The sequence below is a fragment of the Flavobacterium sp. genome (assembly GCF_035299245.1).
Lineage (GTDB): Bacteria > Bacteroidota > Bacteroidia > Flavobacteriales > Flavobacteriaceae > Flavobacterium.
Map to the genome: position 1 here is coordinate 26,864 of NZ_DATGWY010000014.1, position 18,445 is coordinate 45,308.

Below are 18,445 nucleotides of genomic sequence, written 5' to 3' on the forward strand. Positions count from 1 at the left end.
TACAAAAAGAAACGGAAACAACTTTGGTAAGTCGTCTCCGTTTCAAACTCAGTTTCCTCAAAAAGGCAAGAGTAAAAGAATCATTCAGATAAACTATCTGATGTATAATTCAATATTACCACTAGCATTTTTTAATTTAAGTTCACTAAGTGTTAAATTAGCAATATCTTGAACTGTTGTAACTCCATCAACCACACGTGTTAAATTGTTATCCGATCTAGAATAAATTCCGTTATCTGTAAACAATGCACAAGCATCTATGGTCGAATCATAGTCACCTTCAACAAGAGTGTTGTCAGCTTTTAACTCAATAAAGTCTCTTTCACAGCCTGCTTGATTTTGCGGTGCGTCAACTAAAGTTTCTACACCATTAACTGTTGTTCCTACTTTACTAAATCTCCATTTCCCAGCTAATGGTGCAACTGTTTCTCCTCCATTATCGTCATCACTACAAGAGCTTCCTAAAAATCCCATTCCCAATACTAAGGCAACCATCATACTTCTTTTTACTAAGCTTACTGTTTTCATGTTTTCAATTTTAAATTGTTATAGTACAAAGTTAACTGCCAAGTACTCGTACTATGTTACATGATTATACCGTAAACTTTCATAATTAATTGAATTGTCGTTTAAACGTTCAATTTAAAATAAAAAGTACTTCCTAAACCCAATTCGCTTTCAACACCAATGGTTCCGTTTTGGGCTTCAATGAATTCTTTGGATATCGCTAAGCCTAAGCCTGTTCCCGATTTATGGCTGCCGGGAATTTGGAAATACTTATCAAAAACCTTCGATTTGTAACGACTGTCAATTCCTTTTCCTTTATCAACAACCTGAAACACAATTTGATTGGTTTCGGTTTTTAGCCGAATTACTATTGTACTGTCCTCAGAAGAATATCGAATGGCATTGGTTAGAAAATTAATCAAAACCCAAGACGTTTTTTCACTGTCTGCTTTTACATCTGGAAGATTATCCTCAGCATCAATCACCAATTCAATTTGCTTTTGATCAGCTTGAATTTTGACGGCTTCAGTGGCGTATTTTACAATATCATACGGATTACTTTTTTCTATATTCAATTGAATATTCCCCGTTTCCAACTGCGATAATTCTAACAATTCACCTGTAATTTTTAACAAACGCTGGCTGTCATCTTTTATGCTTTCAATCAATTGCTTCTGATCATCGTTCAAAGTTTTGGATTGTTCTAGTAATTGCAAACTCATTTTAATGGATGAAATGGGCGTTTTTAATTCGTGTGAAACTGTTGCAATGAAATTGGTCTTAGCAAAATCCAATTCTTTGAAAAGAGTGATATTCCGCAAAATAATTACATTTCCAATGTCAATTGTTTGCTCTTCACCTGTTGGAGTTATGGTAATAGTGACGATCTCTTTTTCGAAATAACTTTCTTTTCCGTCGGCAAAAATTTTCATCGGATGTGCTTTCGGGCTTTCCAATTCATTAATAATTAACGATTTCAATAAATCATTTTTCAATGCTAAAGTCGCAATCATTTGACCTATGACTTCATCCTTTTTTAATCCAATAATTGTAAGTGCTTCATCATTAACAAACAAAATTGAACCTTGATTATCCAAACCAATTATTGGATCGTGCATGTTATTGATGAGCGTTTCTAGTCGTTTCTTTTCAAAAGAAAGTTTGTGCAAACTACTGTTACTGTATTCTTCGAGTTTTTCGGCCATCGTATTGAACGATTTCGCCAAATCACCGTATTCGTTATGATTCTGAAAATGAACGCGTTCTTTGTAATTTCTATTGGCAATTTCTTTAATACTCGCCGTCAACTCTTTAATTGGATTGGCTATATTATTGGGAAGGTTCACCAACAAATTGAAGGCAATCAAAAAACACAAAGTTCCTACTATGGCAATCCATAAATTGGCTTCTTCTGCCGTACTTTTAGCAATATCACTTTTTACTTTAATCGCATTCATGTTGAGTTTCATAATCTCAAATATGTCGTTTCTGATTTGAGATTTAATGCTATCAGAAGTTTTATCTTTCACTAAAAGTTTGAAATTTCTTTGCAAGTTATAAGTGACTTTATCCTCGCCAACTTCGGTAATATTAGCCAATTGTTTCTTTAAATTTGTTTCAAACAAGGCAATTGATTTGTTTTCATCAACTTCCATTTTATCCAACGAAATCAACATGTTTCTTGAATATTCTAAAGTGACATAATTGGCTTTCAGAATATTTTGAGTGTCTTTTTTAATAGAAAATATATAATACGCACTCACCAACGATAGAATAATTATCAAGATAAATAACAATCCTACTCCGAGATTTAATTTGGTTTTGATTTTCATAAGTCATTTCGATGAGAAAACAATTCTCATACTCAAATTTAAATTATTATTTATTTCCTCCGATTTTAATCATTTTAGATTTTTTTACAAATGAAATCTGTGAATCTGCGGTGAATTTTCAAGAAAGTATCACTAAATCCACATTCGATTTCGACAAACTATTCAATAATCGCCTGAAGATGGTTGTTGACAAAATTACTTTAAATAAATTGAAGTGTGGTTTACCAATACACACTGTTGTTATTCCTTTTTGTTGAACTACAGTGAGCATGGCATCAGTGATGTTGGAACTTTCTACCTTAATCACTTCGGCACCCAATTGTGTTGCCAGTTTAAAATTATTAATCAAATGACGTTGCTTGTCGAGTGCAATTCTATTCGGACTTTCCTTTGGCGTTTCTACGTACAAAACATACCAAATACTGTTGTAATAACTCGCCAATCGTGCTGCTTTCCGAATCACAGTTTTGGCCGTTTTATCATTACTGCTGATGCAGGCCAACAACTTTTCGTGTTTTAAAGCGGTATTTTTCGGAACCTCATTTTCTACTTTTCGAACCACTTGACTTGCCACTTCTTTCAATGCTAATTCACGCAATTGCAGAATCTGATCCGATTTAAAGAAGTTAGCTAATGCGGTTTGAATTTTATCTTGAGTATAAATTTTACCTTCTTTCAATCGGGCAATCAAATCTTCTGAAGTCAAATCAATGTTCACCACTTCGTCGGCCATTCGTAAAACACTATCTGGAATTCGCTCTTGAACTTCAATTCCCGTAATTTGCTTCACATCTTCGTTTAAACTTTCAATGTGCTGAATATTCACCGCCGAAATCACATTGATTCCAGCATCTAAAATTTCAACAACATCTTGCCAGCGTTTTTCGTTTTTGCTGCCTTCAATGTTGGTATGCGCCAATTCATCAACAATCACTACTTCGGGACGCAAATTAATAATCGCCTGAACGTCCATTTCATCCAATTGTTTTCCTTTGTAGAAAATGGTTCTTCGCGGAATAACGGGCAAACCATCCAACAATTCATGCGTTTCTTTACGAAAATGCGTTTCGATGTAGCCAATTTTCACGTCAATTCCGTTTTTCAGTAACGTATGTGCTTCCTGTAGCATACGAAAAGTTTTGCCCACACCAGCACTCATGCCAATGTAGACTTTAAATTTTCCTTTGCGTGATTTCTGAATTAAATCGAGGAAATGTTGGGCGTTATGTTGTTTTTCTTGTTCCATAAAGCAGTAAGCTTTAGGCTTTAGGCAACATGCTTAAAGCGTATTGCATTCTAAAATGAAATTGCCAATGAAGTCGTCAAAAAGGTATTCGAACTCGTTGGATTTTCATCTTTTAAAAAGATTTCGTCTTTGCTTGATAAATTTCGAGCTTCAATTCGGAACATCACATTGTCACTAACTAAGTAATCAAAATTGGCTGATAATCCGAAGGTTTTGAATCCGTTTTCGGTTCCAGTTGATATAATCACGCCTTTCTCGTCTTGATAGTATTCGCAACGAACCGCCAACTGAACTTTTGAAGTGGGTTTGTGTTGTACTATTACAACTGGCGAATACCAAACATCTGAGCCACTTTCATCTCCGCCAATTTCTTGTGATCCAATGTCAAAACCAGCCGTTACATTGGTTTTATTTGAGAGTTTAAATTGTCCGTAAAAGTTGTTAAAATAACGCCATTTTCGATCCACATCGGGTTGCTCGTTTCCTACATATGTACTCCAATTCAATGTTACTTTTCCGCTAGGTTTGAACGTGATTTGAGTTCCGAAAGCGGGCGTTTGATTGCCATCAATTTTCTGAATGCGTTGCCATCCGTTCAAATACATCGCAGCCAAATACCATTTCTCCGATTTTGAAGTATATCCTAACTTCACTCCTGCTTCGTAATACGGAGAGTTATCGGCCAAAATACTACGCGTTAAATTTTGACAATCTTTACCAATGGCACTTTCAAAACCAATGTGCGAAGGCATAATTCCGGCATCAACCCAAAGATTATGTTTTGAAGAAATTTTCACACCCACATTGGCCTCAAACACATTACGCAACAAATCCTGTTCAGCTGCCAAATTGTATTCAGGATACGTTCCGGCCATCAAACCTAAATTAGCACGAACATTGGCTTTTACATAATTCACTTTAGCCAAACCTAAATTCAGGTTCAACTCATTGTGTTTGTTGTGACTGTAAACAAATCCGGGACGCAAATGATTTTCCGGATTCCCAAAATCATAACTGTAATACGTTTCTATATAACCCGAAAAGGTCAACGGATTCTTTTCTTTTTCCGCTTCTTGGGCGTTACTTATTGTACATCCAAAAGCTACTAAAGCTGCAATTATTATTTTTTTCATTGTAGTTAATTATTTTATTTGAAGCTAATCCAGCTTTCATTCCAATCTGTCATTGCGAGGAACGAAGCAATCTCATGTTGTACGATTGTCTTTCGCAATGCCAGGATTTTCCCTTCAATCTGGGCTAGGGCATTCGGTTTTTTAAGAACTTTTATTTCAATTGATCCAATTCAATATTCAATTGCAACACATTTATTTTTTCTGTACCCAACATTCCTAAAAGAGGTTTTTCTGTGTTTTTTTGAATCAATTCCAACACTTTTTCTTTCGAAATTTTTCGGGCATCCGCAATGCGTTTCGCCTGAACTTTAGCACCTTGAACAGATATATGTGGATCCAATCCGCTTCCTGAAGCCGTTATCAATTCTGATGGAATTTCACTGCGTTGCACACTAGGATTTTTCAACAAAAATGAATCAATTCTGGTTTTTACATCGGCTAAATAATCGGGATTATTCGGACCTTTATTACTTCCTCCCGAACCAGCTGCATTGCAATCAACTGCCGATGGTCGAGACCAAAAATACTTATTTTCTGTAAATTTTTGAGCTACATTAATGTGGTGATTTTTCCCATCTACAGTAACTATTTTACCTTTCCCTTGATTGGGAGCCAATTGCGCAATTCCGAGTAAACTCAACGTATAAATTCCGGAGAAAAACACCGCACAAAAAAGGGTTAATCGGATGGCAGGGATTATATTTTCTTTCATAACTAAATTTTTATTTTTTTTAATGGTGTTATGTAATTCGCAAAAATGCTCATTTCATAATTTCTATTTTCTTTAAACAAATAACGACACTACTAAATCAATCAATTTGATTCCGACAAACGGAATGATTACACCTCCAATTCCGTAGATGAATAAATTTCTACGCAACAACGCCGAAGCTCCAATTGGTTTGTAAGCAACTCCGCGCAATGCGAGCGGAATCAAAAACGGAATGATAATCGCATTGAAAATCACCGCCGATAATATGGCACTTTCCGGACTGTGTAATCCCATGATATTCAAACTTTGCAAAGCTGGAATTGCTGCTATAAACAATGCCGGAATAATAGCAAAATACTTCGCAACGTCATTGGCAATAGAAAAAGTGGTTAACGTACCTCGGGTCATTAATAATTGTTTTCCAATTTCAACAATTTCAATAAGTTTCGTTGGATCATTATCCAAATCGACCATATTTCCAGCTTCTTTGGCAGCTTGAGTTCCGCTGTTCATGGCTACACCAACATTCGCTTGTGCTAAAGCGGGTGCATCGTTGGTTCCGTCGCCCATCATCGCCACTAATCTTCCTTCGGCTTGCTCCTTTTTGATGTAATTCATTTTATCTTCGGGTTTGGCTTCGGCAATAAAATCATCTACACCTGCTTTTTCAGCAATGAATTTGGCCGTCAACGGATTATCTCCAGTCACCATCACCGTTTTAATTCCCATTTTGCGTAAACGCTCAAAACGTTCTTTCATTCCGGTTTTGATGATGTCTTGCAATTCGATTACACCTTGAACTTCGTTGTTTTTGATTACTACTAACGGAGTTCCGCCATTGGATGAAATCGCTATGACTTGCTGTTTAATATCATCTGGGAAACTATTTCCTGCCTGAATAACTATATTTTTTGCTGCATCTTGTGCACCTTTTCTGATGTTAGTTCCGTCTTTTAAAACTACTCCAGAAGTTCTAGTTTCGGCAGTAAATTTGATTAAAGTTGCACCATCAATGGAGAGTTTATTAGCAAGATCAAGTCCAGCTAATTCTACTATACTTTTCCCTTCTGGCGTATCATCCGCAAGAGAACTCAACACTGCGCATTTGATAAAATCATCTTGCGAAATACCTTTGGTTGGATAAAAAGCCGTTGCTTTTCGATTTCCAATAGTAATGGTTCCGGTTTTGTCTAAAAGCAACACATCAATATCGCCAGCCGTTTCTACCGCTTTCCCCGATTTGGTAATTACGTTGGCGCGCAATGCTCTGTCCATTCCCGCAATTCCGATGGCAGATAAAAGTCCACCAATAGTTGTCGGAATTAAACATACAAACAGTGAAATAAAAGCCGCAATCGTAATTGGAGTGTTGGCGTATTTTGCAAACGGAGCCAAAGTCACAGTCACGATAATGAATACTAAAGTAAATCCGGCCAATAAAATAGTTAAGGCGATTTCATTGGGCGTTTTTTGACGACTCGCGCCTTCAACCAAAGCAATCATTTTATCGAGAAAACTTTCACCAGGTTCAGAAGTTACGATTACTTTAATTTTGTCCGAAAGCACTTTTGTTCCGCCAGTAACTGATGATTTATCGCCGCCCGCTTCGCGAATTACTGGAGCGCTTTCGCCTGTAATTGCACTTTCATCAATGGTAGCTAAACCTTCAATGATTTCGCCATCTGTGGCAATAATTTCGCCCGCTTCGCAAATAAAAACGTCGCCTTTTTTCAATTGTGCGGACGAAATCGTTTGTCCATTTTCTAATTTGGCTGGTGTTTCCTCACGAGTTTTTCGCAAACTATCGGCTTGCGCTTTTCCTCTCGCTTCGGCAATGGCTTCGGCAAAATTGGCAAAAAGCAAGGTGATGAATAACACCAAAAAAACAGTAAAATTATACGCAAAACTTCCTTGCGATTGCGCTCCGAATAAAATCCAAATCGATACAAAAAGCATTACTATTGTTCCAATTTCGACAGTAAACATTACCGGGTTTTTGAACATTATTTTGGGATTGAGTTTCACGAATGACTGCTTGAACGCTTCGCTAACCAATTCTTTTTGAAATAAATTATTTTGAGATGTACTCATGATATTTTAATTATTGAGCTGAAAAATATTCAGCAATTGGACCTAATGTTAACGCTGGAAAGAATGATAATGCCGCTACAATAGCAATGACTGCAAAAACCATTAAACCAAAGGTAGATGTGTCGGTTTTTAGCGTTCCATTGCTTTCAGGAGTGTATTGCTTTTGAGCTAAAATACCTGCAATGGCAACTGGACCAATAATAGGTAAATAACGCGCTAACAACATCACAATTCCAGTAGCGATGTTCCAAAACGGAGTGTTGTCGCCTAAACCTTCGAATCCGCTTCCGTTGTTGGCTGAAGACGAAGTAAACTCGTACAACATTTCACTAAATCCGTGATAACCCGGATTGGCCAACCAACCCGATAAAGCTTCTGGATCAGATGCATACAAATGACTTGCTAAAGCAGTTCCTACTAATATTAAAAATGGGTGCAACAGCGCAATAATCATGGCGATTTTCATCTCTTTGGCTTCGATTTTTTTACCAAGGAATTCGGGAGTTCTTCCTACCATCAATCCGCTGATGAATACACCTAATATGATGAAAATATAGAAGTTCAAAAATCCAACTCCAATTCCGCCATAAAAGCAATTCACCATCATTCCGAGTAAAGTAGTCAATCCACCAATAGGTGTAAAACTATCGTGCATTGCATTCACTGAACCATTACTAGTACATGTGGTATAGGTTGCCCAATTAGCAGAAGCGGCCGAACCAAACCGCACTTCTTTTCCTTCCATACTTCCCATATTTTGAGCAATTCCCATTTGAGAAATAGCAGGATTTCCGTTCATTTCACTGATTACAGTCGGAATCAACAACAATAGAAATCCGAGTGTCATTACGCTGTAAATTGTCCATGATAGTTTTTTACGTTTGAGTACAAATCCCAAGGCAAATACCATTGCAATCGGAATTAAAACGATGGAAACATTTTCGACGATATTGGTTAAATAATTGGGGTTTTCCATCGGGTTGGCTGAATTCGGACCGTAAAATCCACCTCCATTGGTTCCCAATTGTTTGATGGCTACAAAAGCAGCAACAGGACCACGACTTACATTTTGTTCATTTCCTTCTAAAGTAGTGATGGTATCTTTTCCTTCCAAAGTCATTGGAGTGCCATTCATCATTAAAATTACAGCTACTACAAACGATAAAGGCAATAAAACTCGAGTACATGAGCGTACAAAAAAGCTGTAAAAATTACCTAAAGTTTGCGATGTTTTTTCCTTCATCGCCTTAAAAACCACAGCACAAATGGCCATTCCGCAACCAGCGCTTATGAATTGCCAAAGCATCAACGTTAATTGACCAAAATACGACAAACCGCTTTCGCCCGAATAATGTTGCAAGTTGGTATTGGTGATGAAACTTACTGTTGTATTAAAGGCTAAATCGCCCGTCATTGATGGATTTCCATCCGGATTTAGAGGCAACCAAGCCATATTGGTTAAGACCAACATTGAAATAAAAAACCAAACTGCATTGATTGACAAAAGTGCCACCAAATGCTGCTTCCAATTCATTTCAATAGTTGGATTTATTCCTCCAATTTTATAAAATAATGCATCGATTGGATTAAAGATTTTATCCAACCAAGTAGTTTCATAATTGAAAATTTTGCCGATGTAACGACCCAACGGAATGGCTAAAAGCATAACCAAACCATACATAGTGATGATTCCTAGTAATTCAGAATTCATATCTTAAAATTTTTCGGGTTTAACTAAAACATAGCAGATGTAAATGAACACGGCTATGGCGATAATAAAAAGTAGTGTCATAATTTAGATTTTTTCAAAAACAGTAATCATTTTAAAAAACAAAGCGAAAAGCACTAATCCGCTTACTGAAAGGATAATTGTCATCATACGCCTGAAGTGTTAATTTGTTTGATGTATTCTGCTTTAAGCGATTGGGGAAAAAGATTCGAAACACTACAATGTCTCAATTCCATAAAAGAAGAAACGGAATAGACATAAATAGTAGAAATGACGTTTTTTGTTTCGTTGTTTCCTGTTTTGAGTAGATTTTCGGCAATGTTTAAAAGTCTTTTGGCTCTAGAAATGTTTCCCGAAATAATGGCTTTGTTGGTGATTTCTGCAAAGCGCTCGGCTTGTTTGTAAATGGTAGTAACCTTATTTTTCATTAGAATGAATTTTATGTTCATTGCGCTAATGCCAAAAGTTGTTCCATTAAAAACAAAAAACTGTAAATCGCTGTAAATATTGACTCTATTAATTATATGCAAAAAAATGAGTATAAAAAAACCTATCAAAATGATAGGCTTTTATCAAAATAAGAAGTTTTTATTTTAATTGATTGAGTTCTGCTTTGAGTTCGTTCACTTGTTTTTGCAACGCTTGAATTTCAGTACGGTTATTGATTGCTTTTAGCGTTTGGAAAATTTTAATTTTACTGTCTTGCAAATGGTGTTGTTTGAGCTTTGACGCAATGGATTGAGTAAGGTTTGCATCGTATTCATCTACAACAATATCGATGATGACCGTTTTCGTTTCTGCATCGATGGAAGTATGAATGACATGATGGAATTTTTCGATTTCATTAGCTACAAAGTACTTCACTCGATCATTGTATACATTAACAATCCACAAATTATACGCTAAATAAAGTGCCGGAATAATGGCAATAAAGGCTAAAATTCCGAAGTAACTGTTGATGTGTTTAATGTTTTCATCCGAAAATCGTGAAAACTTTAAATAACGAGTAATCAAATAACATCCTAAACAAATAAAAAGAGCGTTGATGAAGTAAGTATACAATCCACCTAAAACGTATTCCCATTGCAATGTTGCAATTCCGTATCCAGCAGTGCAAAGCGGCGGAATACAAGCAGTTGCCACAGCAATTCCCACCAAAACCCGATTACCATCATGACGCGAAATCGCAATCATTCCGGCCATTCCTCCAATAAAAGCAAGAAAAATATCAAAAATAGTAGGTTTAGAAAACGACAACAATTCGTCGGTTGCTATATGATAAGGCGAAAGAAAGTAGTATAACGTCGAACAAAGTATCGAAACTAGGACAATTCGAATAACATTTTTAACGCTCAATTTCAACAAATCACCATTGGAAGTTCCGAGTGAAAACCCGATGCCAAAAATCGGTCCCATCAACGGCGATATAATCATTGCACCAATAACAGCCGCTTTCGAATTAATATTCAAACCAATGCAAGAAATAAAAATTGCAAAAGCCATAATCCACAAATTGGTACCTTTGAAAATAGCACCCGATTTTATTTCATCGTGGGTAATTTGCTCGGCTTCTTGATCCGTTTTTAGATTTATAATGGTTCGTAAATACCTTTTTATTACTGCAAAGTTGCTCGTCATAATTGAGTTGTGTATTAACTAAAGTCCGTATTCTTCAATCTTTCGGTACAAAGTTGCTATTCCGATTTCCAACAAACGAGCGGTTTCGGCTTTGTTTCCTTTGGTGTAATTCAAAACTTTTTGAATGTGCAATTTCTCGATACTTTGCATAGAAAAAGCAGACAATGATTTATTAGAATTAGTGATTTGATGTTGAATTTCATAAGGCAAAACCTCTGGTGTAAGTTCATCATCATTGGATAGTATTACCGAACGTTCAATAACATTTTTCAATTCACGTACATTTCCAGGCCATTGATACGCTTCTAACTTCTGTAGAAAATCAGGAGAAACCTGAAGTTCTTTTTTGTTTGTTTTATCTGAAAATTGCTTGACAAAATAAGTGGTCAAAGGAGCGATATCCTTTACTCTTTCGCGTAAAGGCGGAATATTAATTTCAAAAATATTCAATCTAAAATACAAATCAGAACGAAAATTGTGGTTTTCACTTTCTGTTTTTAAATCCTTGTTGGTGGCCGCAATCAAACGAAAATTTGATTTTTTCGGAATGGTTTCGCCAACCGGAATGTACTCATTGGTTTCTAAAACACGAAGCAATTTAGCTTGTAAATCGATGGGCATTTCACCAATCTCATCCAAAAATAAGGTTCCGCCATTGGCTTCTTCAATGAATCCTTTTTTATCTTTTACAGCTCCTGTAAATGCGCCTTGTTTGTGTCCAAATAATTCACTTTCTAAAATTTCTTTGCCAAATGTGCTGCAATTCAAAGCAACGAATGATTTTCCTACACGAGTGCTATTCTCATGAATCGCTTGAGCAAAAACCTCTTTACCCGTTCCTGTTTCACCGGTTAATAAAATGGTTGAATCTGTTTTGGCGACTTTCTTAGCTAATTCAATTACTTGATCAATTGATTTGGATTTTCCTATAATGGTTTCAAACGAATACTTATCCGAAATGCGTTTTTCGAGGTGTTTTACCTTTTTTTGCAACTGAACTTTTTCAATGGCTTTGTATAGGAGTGGAATGATTTTATCATTATCATCGCCTTTAACAATATAGTCAAAAGCGCCGTTTTTCATGGCTGTAACACCATCCGATATTTTTCCGAAAGCCGTTAGTAAAATCACTTCGGTCAAAGGAAAACTGGATTTAATTGTTTCAACAAAATCAACTCCATTTCCGTCGGGCAATTTTACATCGCACAAAACAACATCAACCTCATTGTGCTCTAATTTTTTGAAACCCGATTTTAAATCGCCAGCTTCAAGAACATCAAAACCTTCTGATTTGACAATGCGTGCTAAGAGTCCACGGAGTTTTTCTTCGTCGTCTATAATGAGAATATTTTTCAAGATTGATTGCTATAGAATTAAAGTGTAAAAGTAGCTAAAAATTAGTTTCAGAAAAAAAGTACTCAACAGCCATGTATGAATATTACAACTTATCGTAAAGTATGTATAACACTTTGAATGAAGAAAACAGTGAATTTTACATACAGTAAAAACACAAAAATTAAGTACAATGGACAACGAAAAAAAAAATTGAAGTATTCAACTCATTAATTGTAATCAATAATGACCGAATTGAAGGATACAAAACTGCAGAAGCTGAAGCTCAAGAAACCGATTTAAAAATGCTTTTTTCAGATATGATGGAAACAAGTGTACAAAATCGAAAAGAATTGGTGGAAGAAGTTAAAAACCTTGGTGGAACACCTGATGAAGGTACAAGAGTGACTGGAAAGTTCTTTAGAGTTTGGATGGATGTAAAAGCAGCTTTTACGGGCAACGACAGAAAAACCATACTTGATTCTTGTGAATATGGAGAAGATGTGATACTCGAAACCTACAAAAAAACATTAATTCATGATCACCAAGATACTAATTTTAGTGAACAAGCTATGCTAAACAAACAGTATGCATTATTGAAATCAGATCACGACAAAGTAAAACAGTTGCGTGATGCAATGGCCAATTAGTAATCAAAAAATTGTCTTTTTCTTTTATTTAAGAGAAGAACCTAATGTTTTTAATTTCTGGTTAATTAAATAGCTTTAGATGAATTTAAAAATCTACAAAAAACATCCATTTTGTAGATTTTTTTTTTTAGCTAAAAGAAAATAACTGCGATTTATTTCCGTCTTGTATCAATTAAATGGATAATCTTCCAAACGTTATCCTCTTTAAAAAGTGTAAAAGCGTTAACTCCCAAATGACTGAGTTTCCCATTAACGTAGAATTCATAAGGCGTCCAAACATGTGCCATTGTACCATCAACTTGAATATTGAAACTCAAAATCTTCTCTTGAAATTGCATGCTACTCGGAATTGTGGCTATGGATTTATAGAACTCTGAAGGTTTTTCATTTTCTAATTTTGTTCCTTTTTTTCCTTCTGATATAGATTGCAAAATCATTGCATCAGCACAAACCGACTTTATTTTAATAGAATCTCTTTGATGAAATCCTTCAAAAAAAGTTTCAATGGTTTGTTGCACTTCTTTGTTTTGCGCTTGGATGAAAGTCGTAAAAAAGAAAATTAAAGTCAAAACGGTATTCTTCATCTGTTGAAATTATTTTCTGAATTAGTATAATTTTCACTCAATTTATTACAAAACTAATCGATTTTAGTACTTTTACGGCTTATTAACAAGAATTAAGTTGAAACGATTATTTACACAATCTGAAATCTAATTTCTGAAATCTAAAATAACTATGTCAGTTGCCAAAAAAGATTACAAAAGAATCACGACCAAATCATTAATCGAAATGAAAGCCAATGGTGAGAAAATTTCGATGCTAACCGCTTACGATTACACCATGGCCAAAATAGTAGACACTGCTGGCGTTGACGTAATATTAGTTGGTGATTCGGCTAGTAATGTTATGGCCGGACACGAAACGACTTTACCCATAACCTTAGATCAGATGATTTATCATGCATCGAGTGTGGTTCGTGCGATTGACCGTGCTTTGGTTGTAGTGGATTTGCCTTTTGGGAGTTATCAATCGGATTCCAAAGAAGCGTTGCGCTCTTCTATCAGAATTATGAAAGAAAGTGGTGGTCATGCGGTAAAATTGGAAGGCGGAAGCGAAATTAAAGACTCTATAAAAAAAATACTAAACGCCGGAATTCCAGTGATGGGACATTTGGGTTTGACTCCGCAATCGATCTACAAATTCGGAACCTACACTGTTCGCGCCAAAGAAGAAGCTGAAGCTGAAAAGTTAATGGAAGATGCCAAAATGCTCGAGCGAATTGGTTGTTTTGCCTTGGTTTTAGAAAAAATTCCAGCGGCTTTGGCTGAAAAAGTAGCGCAAAGCATATCAATTCCAGTAATCGGAATTGGTGCTGGTGGTGGTGTTGACGGTCAGGTTTTAGTCATCCACGATATGTTGGGAATGAATAATGAATTCAGTCCGCGTTTTCTTAGAAGATACCTCAATTTATATGAACAAATGACTTCAGCTATCGGGAAATACGTTGAGGATGTGAAGAGTAAGGATTTTCCGAATGCGAATGAGCAGTATTAGTGTTTTTTGGACAGTAAGATTTTAAGACTGTATGATTTGATGTTATTATACGATTAGATTGAAAAGCTTGTTTAAACAATTATAAACGCCTAAAAATTAATTACATGCACAGATTCAAACAATTAGAGATTTGGAAACAAAGTCGACAATTTTGTACACAAATTTATTTAGTTACTTACCATTTTCCGAGTGAGGAAAGGTTTGGTTTAACAACGCAATTGAGACGATCATCGGTTTCAATTCCTTCCAATATAGCTGAAGGATCATCGAGAAAGTCAAACAAAGATTTTGCTCGATTTCTTGAAATAGCAATTGGTTCAGCCTACGAAATTGAAACACAATTATTGATTTCTAATGATCTTGGATTTATTACAGAGGAAAATTTAAATCCGCTACTATCAAAAATTGATATAATGACAAAGATGATGTATAATTTTCAAGTAACATTAAAGTAAACAATCATATAGTCATACAGTCTTACAGTCTTACAGTCCTACAATCTTATAGTCTTAAAATCTAAGAAGTCCAACCAAATGGCAGACAAAATAGTATCCAACAAAACCAACCTCCAGATTCTTCACGAAGACAATCATATTATTGTGATTAACAAACGCGTGGGCGACATTGTACAAGGCGACAAAACGGGTGACAAACCGCTTTCCGAAGTGGTAAAAGAGTACATCAAGGAAAAATACAACAAGCCGGGAGACGTTTTTTTGGGTGTGGTGCATCGTTTGGATCGGCCTACAACCGGAATTGTGGTTTTTGCTCGAACAAGCAAGGCATTGGAACGACTCAATAAAATGTTCAGCGAAAGAGAAACTCAAAAAACCTATTGGGCAGTAGTGAAAAATCGTCCTGCGAAAGACGAAGACAATCTTGTTCATTTTCTCGTTCGCAATGAAAAAAACAATACTTCAAAAGCACATTCAAAAGAAGTTCCGAACAGTAAAAAAGCGTCTTTAGATTACAAAATCATCAAAGAGCTAAACAATTATTTTGCATTAGAAATTAACCTTCACACCGGAAGACACCATCAAATTAGAGCACAATTATCAGCCATTGGTTGTCCGATAAAAGGCGATTTGAAGTACGGTTTTGATCGAAGTAATCCTGATGGAGGCATTCATCTCCATGCTCGAAAATTAGTTTTCATTCATCCTGTTTCGAAAGAAGAACTGACTTTAGTCGCTCCTACTCCAAGCGATGCAATTTGGAATTCTCTATAAAAAGTGTACTTTTACTACGTAATTGCTTAGGGTTTCAAGCAATTCAACTGTTATGTATCCAAATCTACAAACATTACTATGAAAAATTTTTTTTTAATTTCCGCTGCTTTATTTGCTATCCAATCCTATTCACAGGAACATTTTTCGGGTTTAAACACTTCGAATCGTGTCGGAATTATTACAGCTGGAATGAATCCAGCCGAATTGCTTAACATGTCCAACAAATTCGAAACCAATATTTTAGGACTCAGCTTTAATGTCGCAAATAATAAAATTGGTTTTAGTGACATTACTTCTGATAAAGATATTGAAGATTTGATTTTTGTTGGAGATGAACCTGTAAACATGCGTATTGATGCCGAAATTTATGGTCCGGGTTTGGCCCTAAAACACAATAAGTGGGCATTTGGTTTTTACACTAAAGCCAATGCTAAACTGGATATCGTTGACGTTGACACAAAATTAGGTGATGCAATCAATAATTCGGGCTTGAGTAGCCTTTTATCAACTACAACAATAAGTAACGACTATAATCAAAGAATCAACGGAACCACTTGGGGCGAATTCAACTTGGTTGCAGGCCGAACTTTGATCGATAATACCAAGCACAAAATAAATGCTGCTGTAACTTTAAAACTACTTTTCCCAGGTTCGTATGCCAATTTAGGTGCTGATCAATTCACTGGAACAATTGTTCAGACGGCAGGACAAGCTTCACTGACACAAACCAACGCAATAGTAAATTTTTCCTATTCGGGAAGTTTAGCCGATAGTTTTTCAAATTTTGACGATTATACAAAATCGATTTTTGGTGGTTTAAACGGGTTTGCTGGTGATATTGGTTTTAACTACCAATTAAAAGATACCAAAGCATTGGATAATGCCATTGATAAAGGGAAAAGCAATAAAAACACATACAAATTAAACGCAGGGTTTTCCATTCGAAACTTAGGCTCAATGACCTTCAAAGACGATAACAATCAGTCTACAAATTACAGTTTAGTAATTCAAGGAAGTGAAAGTTTGAACTTGAATCAGTTTGAAAATGTAGATAGTTTGCAAGAAATTGAAACGATACTCTTGAACAGCGGTTATTTGACCAAAGAAACCTCCAACAAAGATTTTAAGGTAAATTTACCTACTACAATTACTTTGTATGCCGATTTAAAAATCATTCCAAGTTTGTTTGTTTCGGGTTATTTGCAACAAAAAATGAAAGATGACAACGATAATGATCAAATTACCGTTCAAAATATTTTCACCATTACGCCGCGAGTAAATTTAGGCTTTTTTGAAGCATATGTTCCATTTTCAAATAGTGAAATTTCGGGATTCAATACTGGAGTTGGCTTTCGCTTGGGTGGATTTTACTTAGGCTCAGGTTCAATTCTTACTGCTTTGATAAACGATAGCAAACAAGCTGATGTTTATACGGGCTTCCGATGGGCATTTTTATAAAATATGGAGTACAAAACAAGTATTAGGTATAGAAAAAAAAAGTTAAAACAGCTTTTACAGTGCATCAATAAGTACGAAAACGAAATCGTGTCGGCTTTGTATGATGATTTCAAAAAGCCAGAATTTGAAGCCATCGTCACAGAAACTAGTTTTGTTATTTCTGATTTAAAACATACCCTAAAAAACATCAATAAGTGGTCACGACCTAAACGAGTTTTTCCTTCTTTGTTGAACTTTCCATCGAGTGATTACATTATAAATGAACCTTACGGAAAAGTTTTAATTATTGCTCCTTGGAATTACCCGTTTCAACTTGCCTTTTGCCCTTTGATTGCTGCGGTTGCTGCTGGAAATCAGGTTGTGCTAAAACCATCCGAATTAACTCCGAATACTTCAAAAATCATTTCAAAAATTGTTGCTGAAGTTTTTGATACAAACCATGTTGAAGTTCGAGAAGGCGGAATTGAAATCGCACAACAACTTTTACATCAACGCTGGGATTATATTTTCTTCACCGGAAGCGTTGCTGTTGGAAAAATTGTAGCTAAAGCAGCTGCCGAATTCATGACGCCTGTGACTTTAGAGTTGGGCGGAAAAAATCCGTGTATCATTAGTGCTGACTGCAATGTAAAATTAACCGCTAAACGAATCATTTGGGGAAAATTCCTAAATGCTGGACAAACTTGTATCGCTCCTGATTATCTTTTGGTGGATTCAAAAATTAAACCGAAAATTGTGGCTGCTTTGATTGACGAAATTCAGTTAGCCTATGGCGAAAATCCAGAATTATCAGGCGATTTTCCTCGAATTATAAACAACAAAAATTGGTTGCGTTTGGTTGAATTATTGAAAAATGAAACCATTCTTTACGGAGGTCAAACCAACGAAAATGACAACTACATTGCTCCTACACTTTTGGATGAACCAAAGTTAGAAAGCGGTGTTATGAAAGAGGAGATTTTCGGGCCAATTCTACCTATTTTGAGTTATGATAACGAACAAGAAATAGAATCAATAATTTCACATTACGAAAAGCCACTTTCATTGTACGTTTTTTCAAACAATACAGCTTGGACAAAAAAAATAATGAACACCTATTCATTTGGTGGTGGATGCATTAACGATACGGTAATTCATTTTTCAAACAAACGGTTACCCTTTGGAGGAGTTGGAAATAGCGGAATTGGAGCTTATCACGGTCAATTGAGTTTTGATACTTTTTCGCACAGAAAATCAATAGTAAAAAAAGCCAATTGGCTTGATTTACCTTTTCGTTATGCACCCTATAAAAATAAAATTAACCTATTAAAAAAATTACTAAATTGGTTTTAAAT

The 18,445-nt window shown here is 35.6% G+C and carries 18 protein-coding genes; 6 read left to right on the top strand and 12 right to left on the bottom strand.

Features of this window, described 5'->3' with window-relative positions; translation table 11 throughout:
* Positions 1 to 93: 93 nt before the first annotated feature.
* From VK161_RS09030 to VK161_RS09075, 11 genes are all read right to left on the bottom strand, one after another.
* Positions 94 to 528: a hypothetical protein gene (locus VK161_RS09030; RefSeq protein ID WP_324214448.1), complete on the bottom strand. Its 435-nt coding sequence runs from the start codon at positions 526 to 528 to the stop codon at positions 94 to 96.
* Between the two features lie 101 nt (positions 529 to 629).
* Complete coding sequence (locus VK161_RS09035; protein WP_324214449.1) at positions 630 to 2,339, bottom strand: HAMP domain-containing sensor histidine kinase; 1,710 nt, start codon at positions 2,337 to 2,339, stop codon at positions 630 to 632.
* Positions 2,340 to 2,457: 118 nt separating this feature from the next.
* The gene (locus tag VK161_RS09040) at positions 2,458 to 3,585 is read right to left on the bottom strand and encodes a sensor protein KdpD (protein WP_324214450.1); all 1,128 of its coding nucleotides are present in this window, start codon (positions 3,583 to 3,585) and stop codon (positions 2,458 to 2,460) included.
* Between the two features lie 50 nt (positions 3,586 to 3,635).
* Positions 3,636 to 4,718, bottom strand: coding sequence for a porin (locus VK161_RS09045; RefSeq protein ID WP_324214451.1), 1,083 nt, complete (start codon positions 4,716 to 4,718; stop codon positions 3,636 to 3,638).
* Between the two features lie 151 nt (positions 4,719 to 4,869).
* Positions 4,870 to 5,430 carry a K(+)-transporting ATPase subunit C gene (locus VK161_RS09050; RefSeq protein ID WP_324214452.1) on the bottom strand — a complete coding sequence of 187 codons (561 nt, stop codon included), beginning with the start codon at positions 5,428 to 5,430 and terminating at the stop codon, positions 4,870 to 4,872.
* A 72-nt stretch (positions 5,431 to 5,502) separates the two neighbouring features.
* Positions 5,503 to 7,521, bottom strand: a complete 2,019-nt coding sequence (gene kdpB / locus VK161_RS09055) for a potassium-transporting ATPase subunit KdpB (RefSeq protein ID WP_324214453.1) — start codon at positions 7,519 to 7,521, stop codon at positions 5,503 to 5,505.
* A 10-nt stretch (positions 7,522 to 7,531) separates the two neighbouring features.
* On the bottom strand, positions 7,532 to 9,232 hold the full coding sequence (kdpA, locus tag VK161_RS09060) for a potassium-transporting ATPase subunit KdpA (RefSeq protein WP_324214454.1): 1,701 nt from the start codon (positions 9,230 to 9,232) through the stop codon (positions 7,532 to 7,534).
* A 3-nt stretch (positions 9,233 to 9,235) separates the two neighbouring features.
* The gene (locus VK161_RS15395) at positions 9,236 to 9,313 is read right to left on the bottom strand and encodes a potassium-transporting ATPase subunit F (protein ID WP_414655423.1); all 78 of its coding nucleotides are present in this window, start codon (positions 9,311 to 9,313) and stop codon (positions 9,236 to 9,238) included.
* A gap of 83 nt (positions 9,314 to 9,396) precedes the next feature.
* Positions 9,397 to 9,678: a DUF7674 family protein gene (locus VK161_RS09065; protein ID WP_324214455.1), complete on the bottom strand. Its 282-nt coding sequence runs from the start codon at positions 9,676 to 9,678 to the stop codon at positions 9,397 to 9,399.
* A gap of 160 nt (positions 9,679 to 9,838) precedes the next feature.
* Complete coding sequence (locus tag VK161_RS09070) at positions 9,839 to 10,888, bottom strand: DUF389 domain-containing protein (RefSeq protein WP_324214456.1); 1,050 nt, start codon at positions 10,886 to 10,888, stop codon at positions 9,839 to 9,841.
* Positions 10,889 to 10,906: 18 nt separating this feature from the next.
* A complete protein-coding gene (locus tag VK161_RS09075; protein ID WP_324214767.1) occupies positions 10,907 to 12,247 on the bottom strand; it encodes a sigma-54 dependent transcriptional regulator in 1,341 nt (446 codons plus the stop codon).
* 227 nt (positions 12,248 to 12,474) lie between these two features.
* On the opposite strand from VK161_RS09075, the gene VK161_RS09080 reads away from it, so the two are divergent.
* Positions 12,475 to 12,870 carry a ferritin-like domain-containing protein gene (locus tag VK161_RS09080; protein WP_414655424.1) on the top strand — a complete coding sequence of 132 codons (396 nt, stop codon included), beginning with the start codon at positions 12,475 to 12,477 and terminating at the stop codon, positions 12,868 to 12,870.
* Between the two features lie 152 nt (positions 12,871 to 13,022).
* Here VK161_RS09080 and VK161_RS09085 read toward each other — a convergent pair whose 3' ends face one another.
* The gene (locus VK161_RS09085; protein WP_324214457.1) at positions 13,023 to 13,454 is read right to left on the bottom strand and encodes a nuclear transport factor 2 family protein; all 432 of its coding nucleotides are present in this window, start codon (positions 13,452 to 13,454) and stop codon (positions 13,023 to 13,025) included.
* A gap of 151 nt (positions 13,455 to 13,605) precedes the next feature.
* On the opposite strand from VK161_RS09085, the gene panB reads away from it, so the two are divergent.
* The 5 genes from panB to VK161_RS09110 all read left to right on the top strand — a co-directional run bounded on the left by panB (position 13,606) and on the right by VK161_RS09110 (position 18,443).
* On the top strand, positions 13,606 to 14,424 hold the full coding sequence (gene panB, locus VK161_RS09090) for a 3-methyl-2-oxobutanoate hydroxymethyltransferase (protein WP_324214458.1): 819 nt from the start codon (positions 13,606 to 13,608) through the stop codon (positions 14,422 to 14,424).
* A 104-nt stretch (positions 14,425 to 14,528) separates the two neighbouring features.
* Positions 14,529 to 14,879: a four helix bundle protein gene (locus tag VK161_RS09095; RefSeq protein WP_324214459.1), complete on the top strand. Its 351-nt coding sequence runs from the start codon at positions 14,529 to 14,531 to the stop codon at positions 14,877 to 14,879.
* A gap of 78 nt (positions 14,880 to 14,957) precedes the next feature.
* On the top strand, positions 14,958 to 15,653 hold the full coding sequence (locus VK161_RS09100) for an RNA pseudouridine synthase (RefSeq protein WP_324214460.1): 696 nt from the start codon (positions 14,958 to 14,960) through the stop codon (positions 15,651 to 15,653).
* Positions 15,654 to 15,731: 78 nt separating this feature from the next.
* Positions 15,732 to 17,111: a hypothetical protein gene (locus VK161_RS09105; protein ID WP_324214461.1), complete on the top strand. Its 1,380-nt coding sequence runs from the start codon at positions 15,732 to 15,734 to the stop codon at positions 17,109 to 17,111.
* Between the two features lie 3 nt (positions 17,112 to 17,114).
* Positions 17,115 to 18,443, top strand: coding sequence for an aldehyde dehydrogenase (locus tag VK161_RS09110; protein WP_324214462.1), 1,329 nt, complete (start codon positions 17,115 to 17,117; stop codon positions 18,441 to 18,443).
* Positions 18,444 to 18,445 lie beyond the last annotated feature (2 nt).

Bases quoted from the DNA above. Each gene is read 5' to 3' on its own strand.
- VK161_RS09070 (WP_324214456.1), bottom strand. From the start codon at position 10,888: ATGACGAGCAACTTTGCAGTAATAAAAAGGTATTTACGAACCATTATA.
- VK161_RS09110 (WP_324214462.1), top strand. From the start codon at position 17,115: ATGGAGTACAAAACAAGTATTAGGTATAGAAAAAAAAAGTTAAAACAG.
- panB (WP_324214458.1), top strand. From the start codon at position 13,606: ATGTCAGTTGCCAAAAAAGATTACAAAAGAATCACGACCAAATCATTA.
- VK161_RS09100 (WP_324214460.1), top strand. From the start codon at position 14,958: ATGGCAGACAAAATAGTATCCAACAAAACCAACCTCCAGATTCTTCAC.
- VK161_RS09085 (WP_324214457.1), bottom strand. From the start codon at position 13,454: ATGAAGAATACCGTTTTGACTTTAATTTTCTTTTTTACGACTTTCATC.
- VK161_RS09035 (WP_324214449.1), bottom strand. From the start codon at position 2,339: ATGAAAATCAAAACCAAATTAAATCTCGGAGTAGGATTGTTATTTATC.
- kdpB (WP_324214453.1), bottom strand. From the start codon at position 7,521: ATGAGTACATCTCAAAATAATTTATTTCAAAAAGAATTGGTTAGCGAA.
- kdpA (WP_324214454.1), bottom strand. From the start codon at position 9,232: ATGAATTCTGAATTACTAGGAATCATCACTATGTATGGTTTGGTTATG.
- VK161_RS09105 (WP_324214461.1), top strand. From the start codon at position 15,732: ATGAAAAATTTTTTTTTAATTTCCGCTGCTTTATTTGCTATCCAATCC.
- VK161_RS09095 (WP_324214459.1), top strand. From the start codon at position 14,529: ATGCACAGATTCAAACAATTAGAGATTTGGAAACAAAGTCGACAATTT.
- VK161_RS09050 (WP_324214452.1), bottom strand. From the start codon at position 5,430: ATGAAAGAAAATATAATCCCTGCCATCCGATTAACCCTTTTTTGTGCG.
- VK161_RS09030 (WP_324214448.1), bottom strand. From the start codon at position 528: ATGAAAACAGTAAGCTTAGTAAAAAGAAGTATGATGGTTGCCTTAGTA.
- VK161_RS09040 (WP_324214450.1), bottom strand. From the start codon at position 3,585: ATGGAACAAGAAAAACAACATAACGCCCAACATTTCCTCGATTTAATT.
- VK161_RS09045 (WP_324214451.1), bottom strand. From the start codon at position 4,718: ATGAAAAAAATAATAATTGCAGCTTTAGTAGCTTTTGGATGTACAATA.
- VK161_RS15395 (WP_414655423.1), bottom strand. From the start codon at position 9,313: ATGACACTACTTTTTATTATCGCCATAGCCGTGTTCATTTACATCTGC.
- VK161_RS09065 (WP_324214455.1), bottom strand. From the start codon at position 9,678: ATGAAAAATAAGGTTACTACCATTTACAAACAAGCCGAGCGCTTTGCA.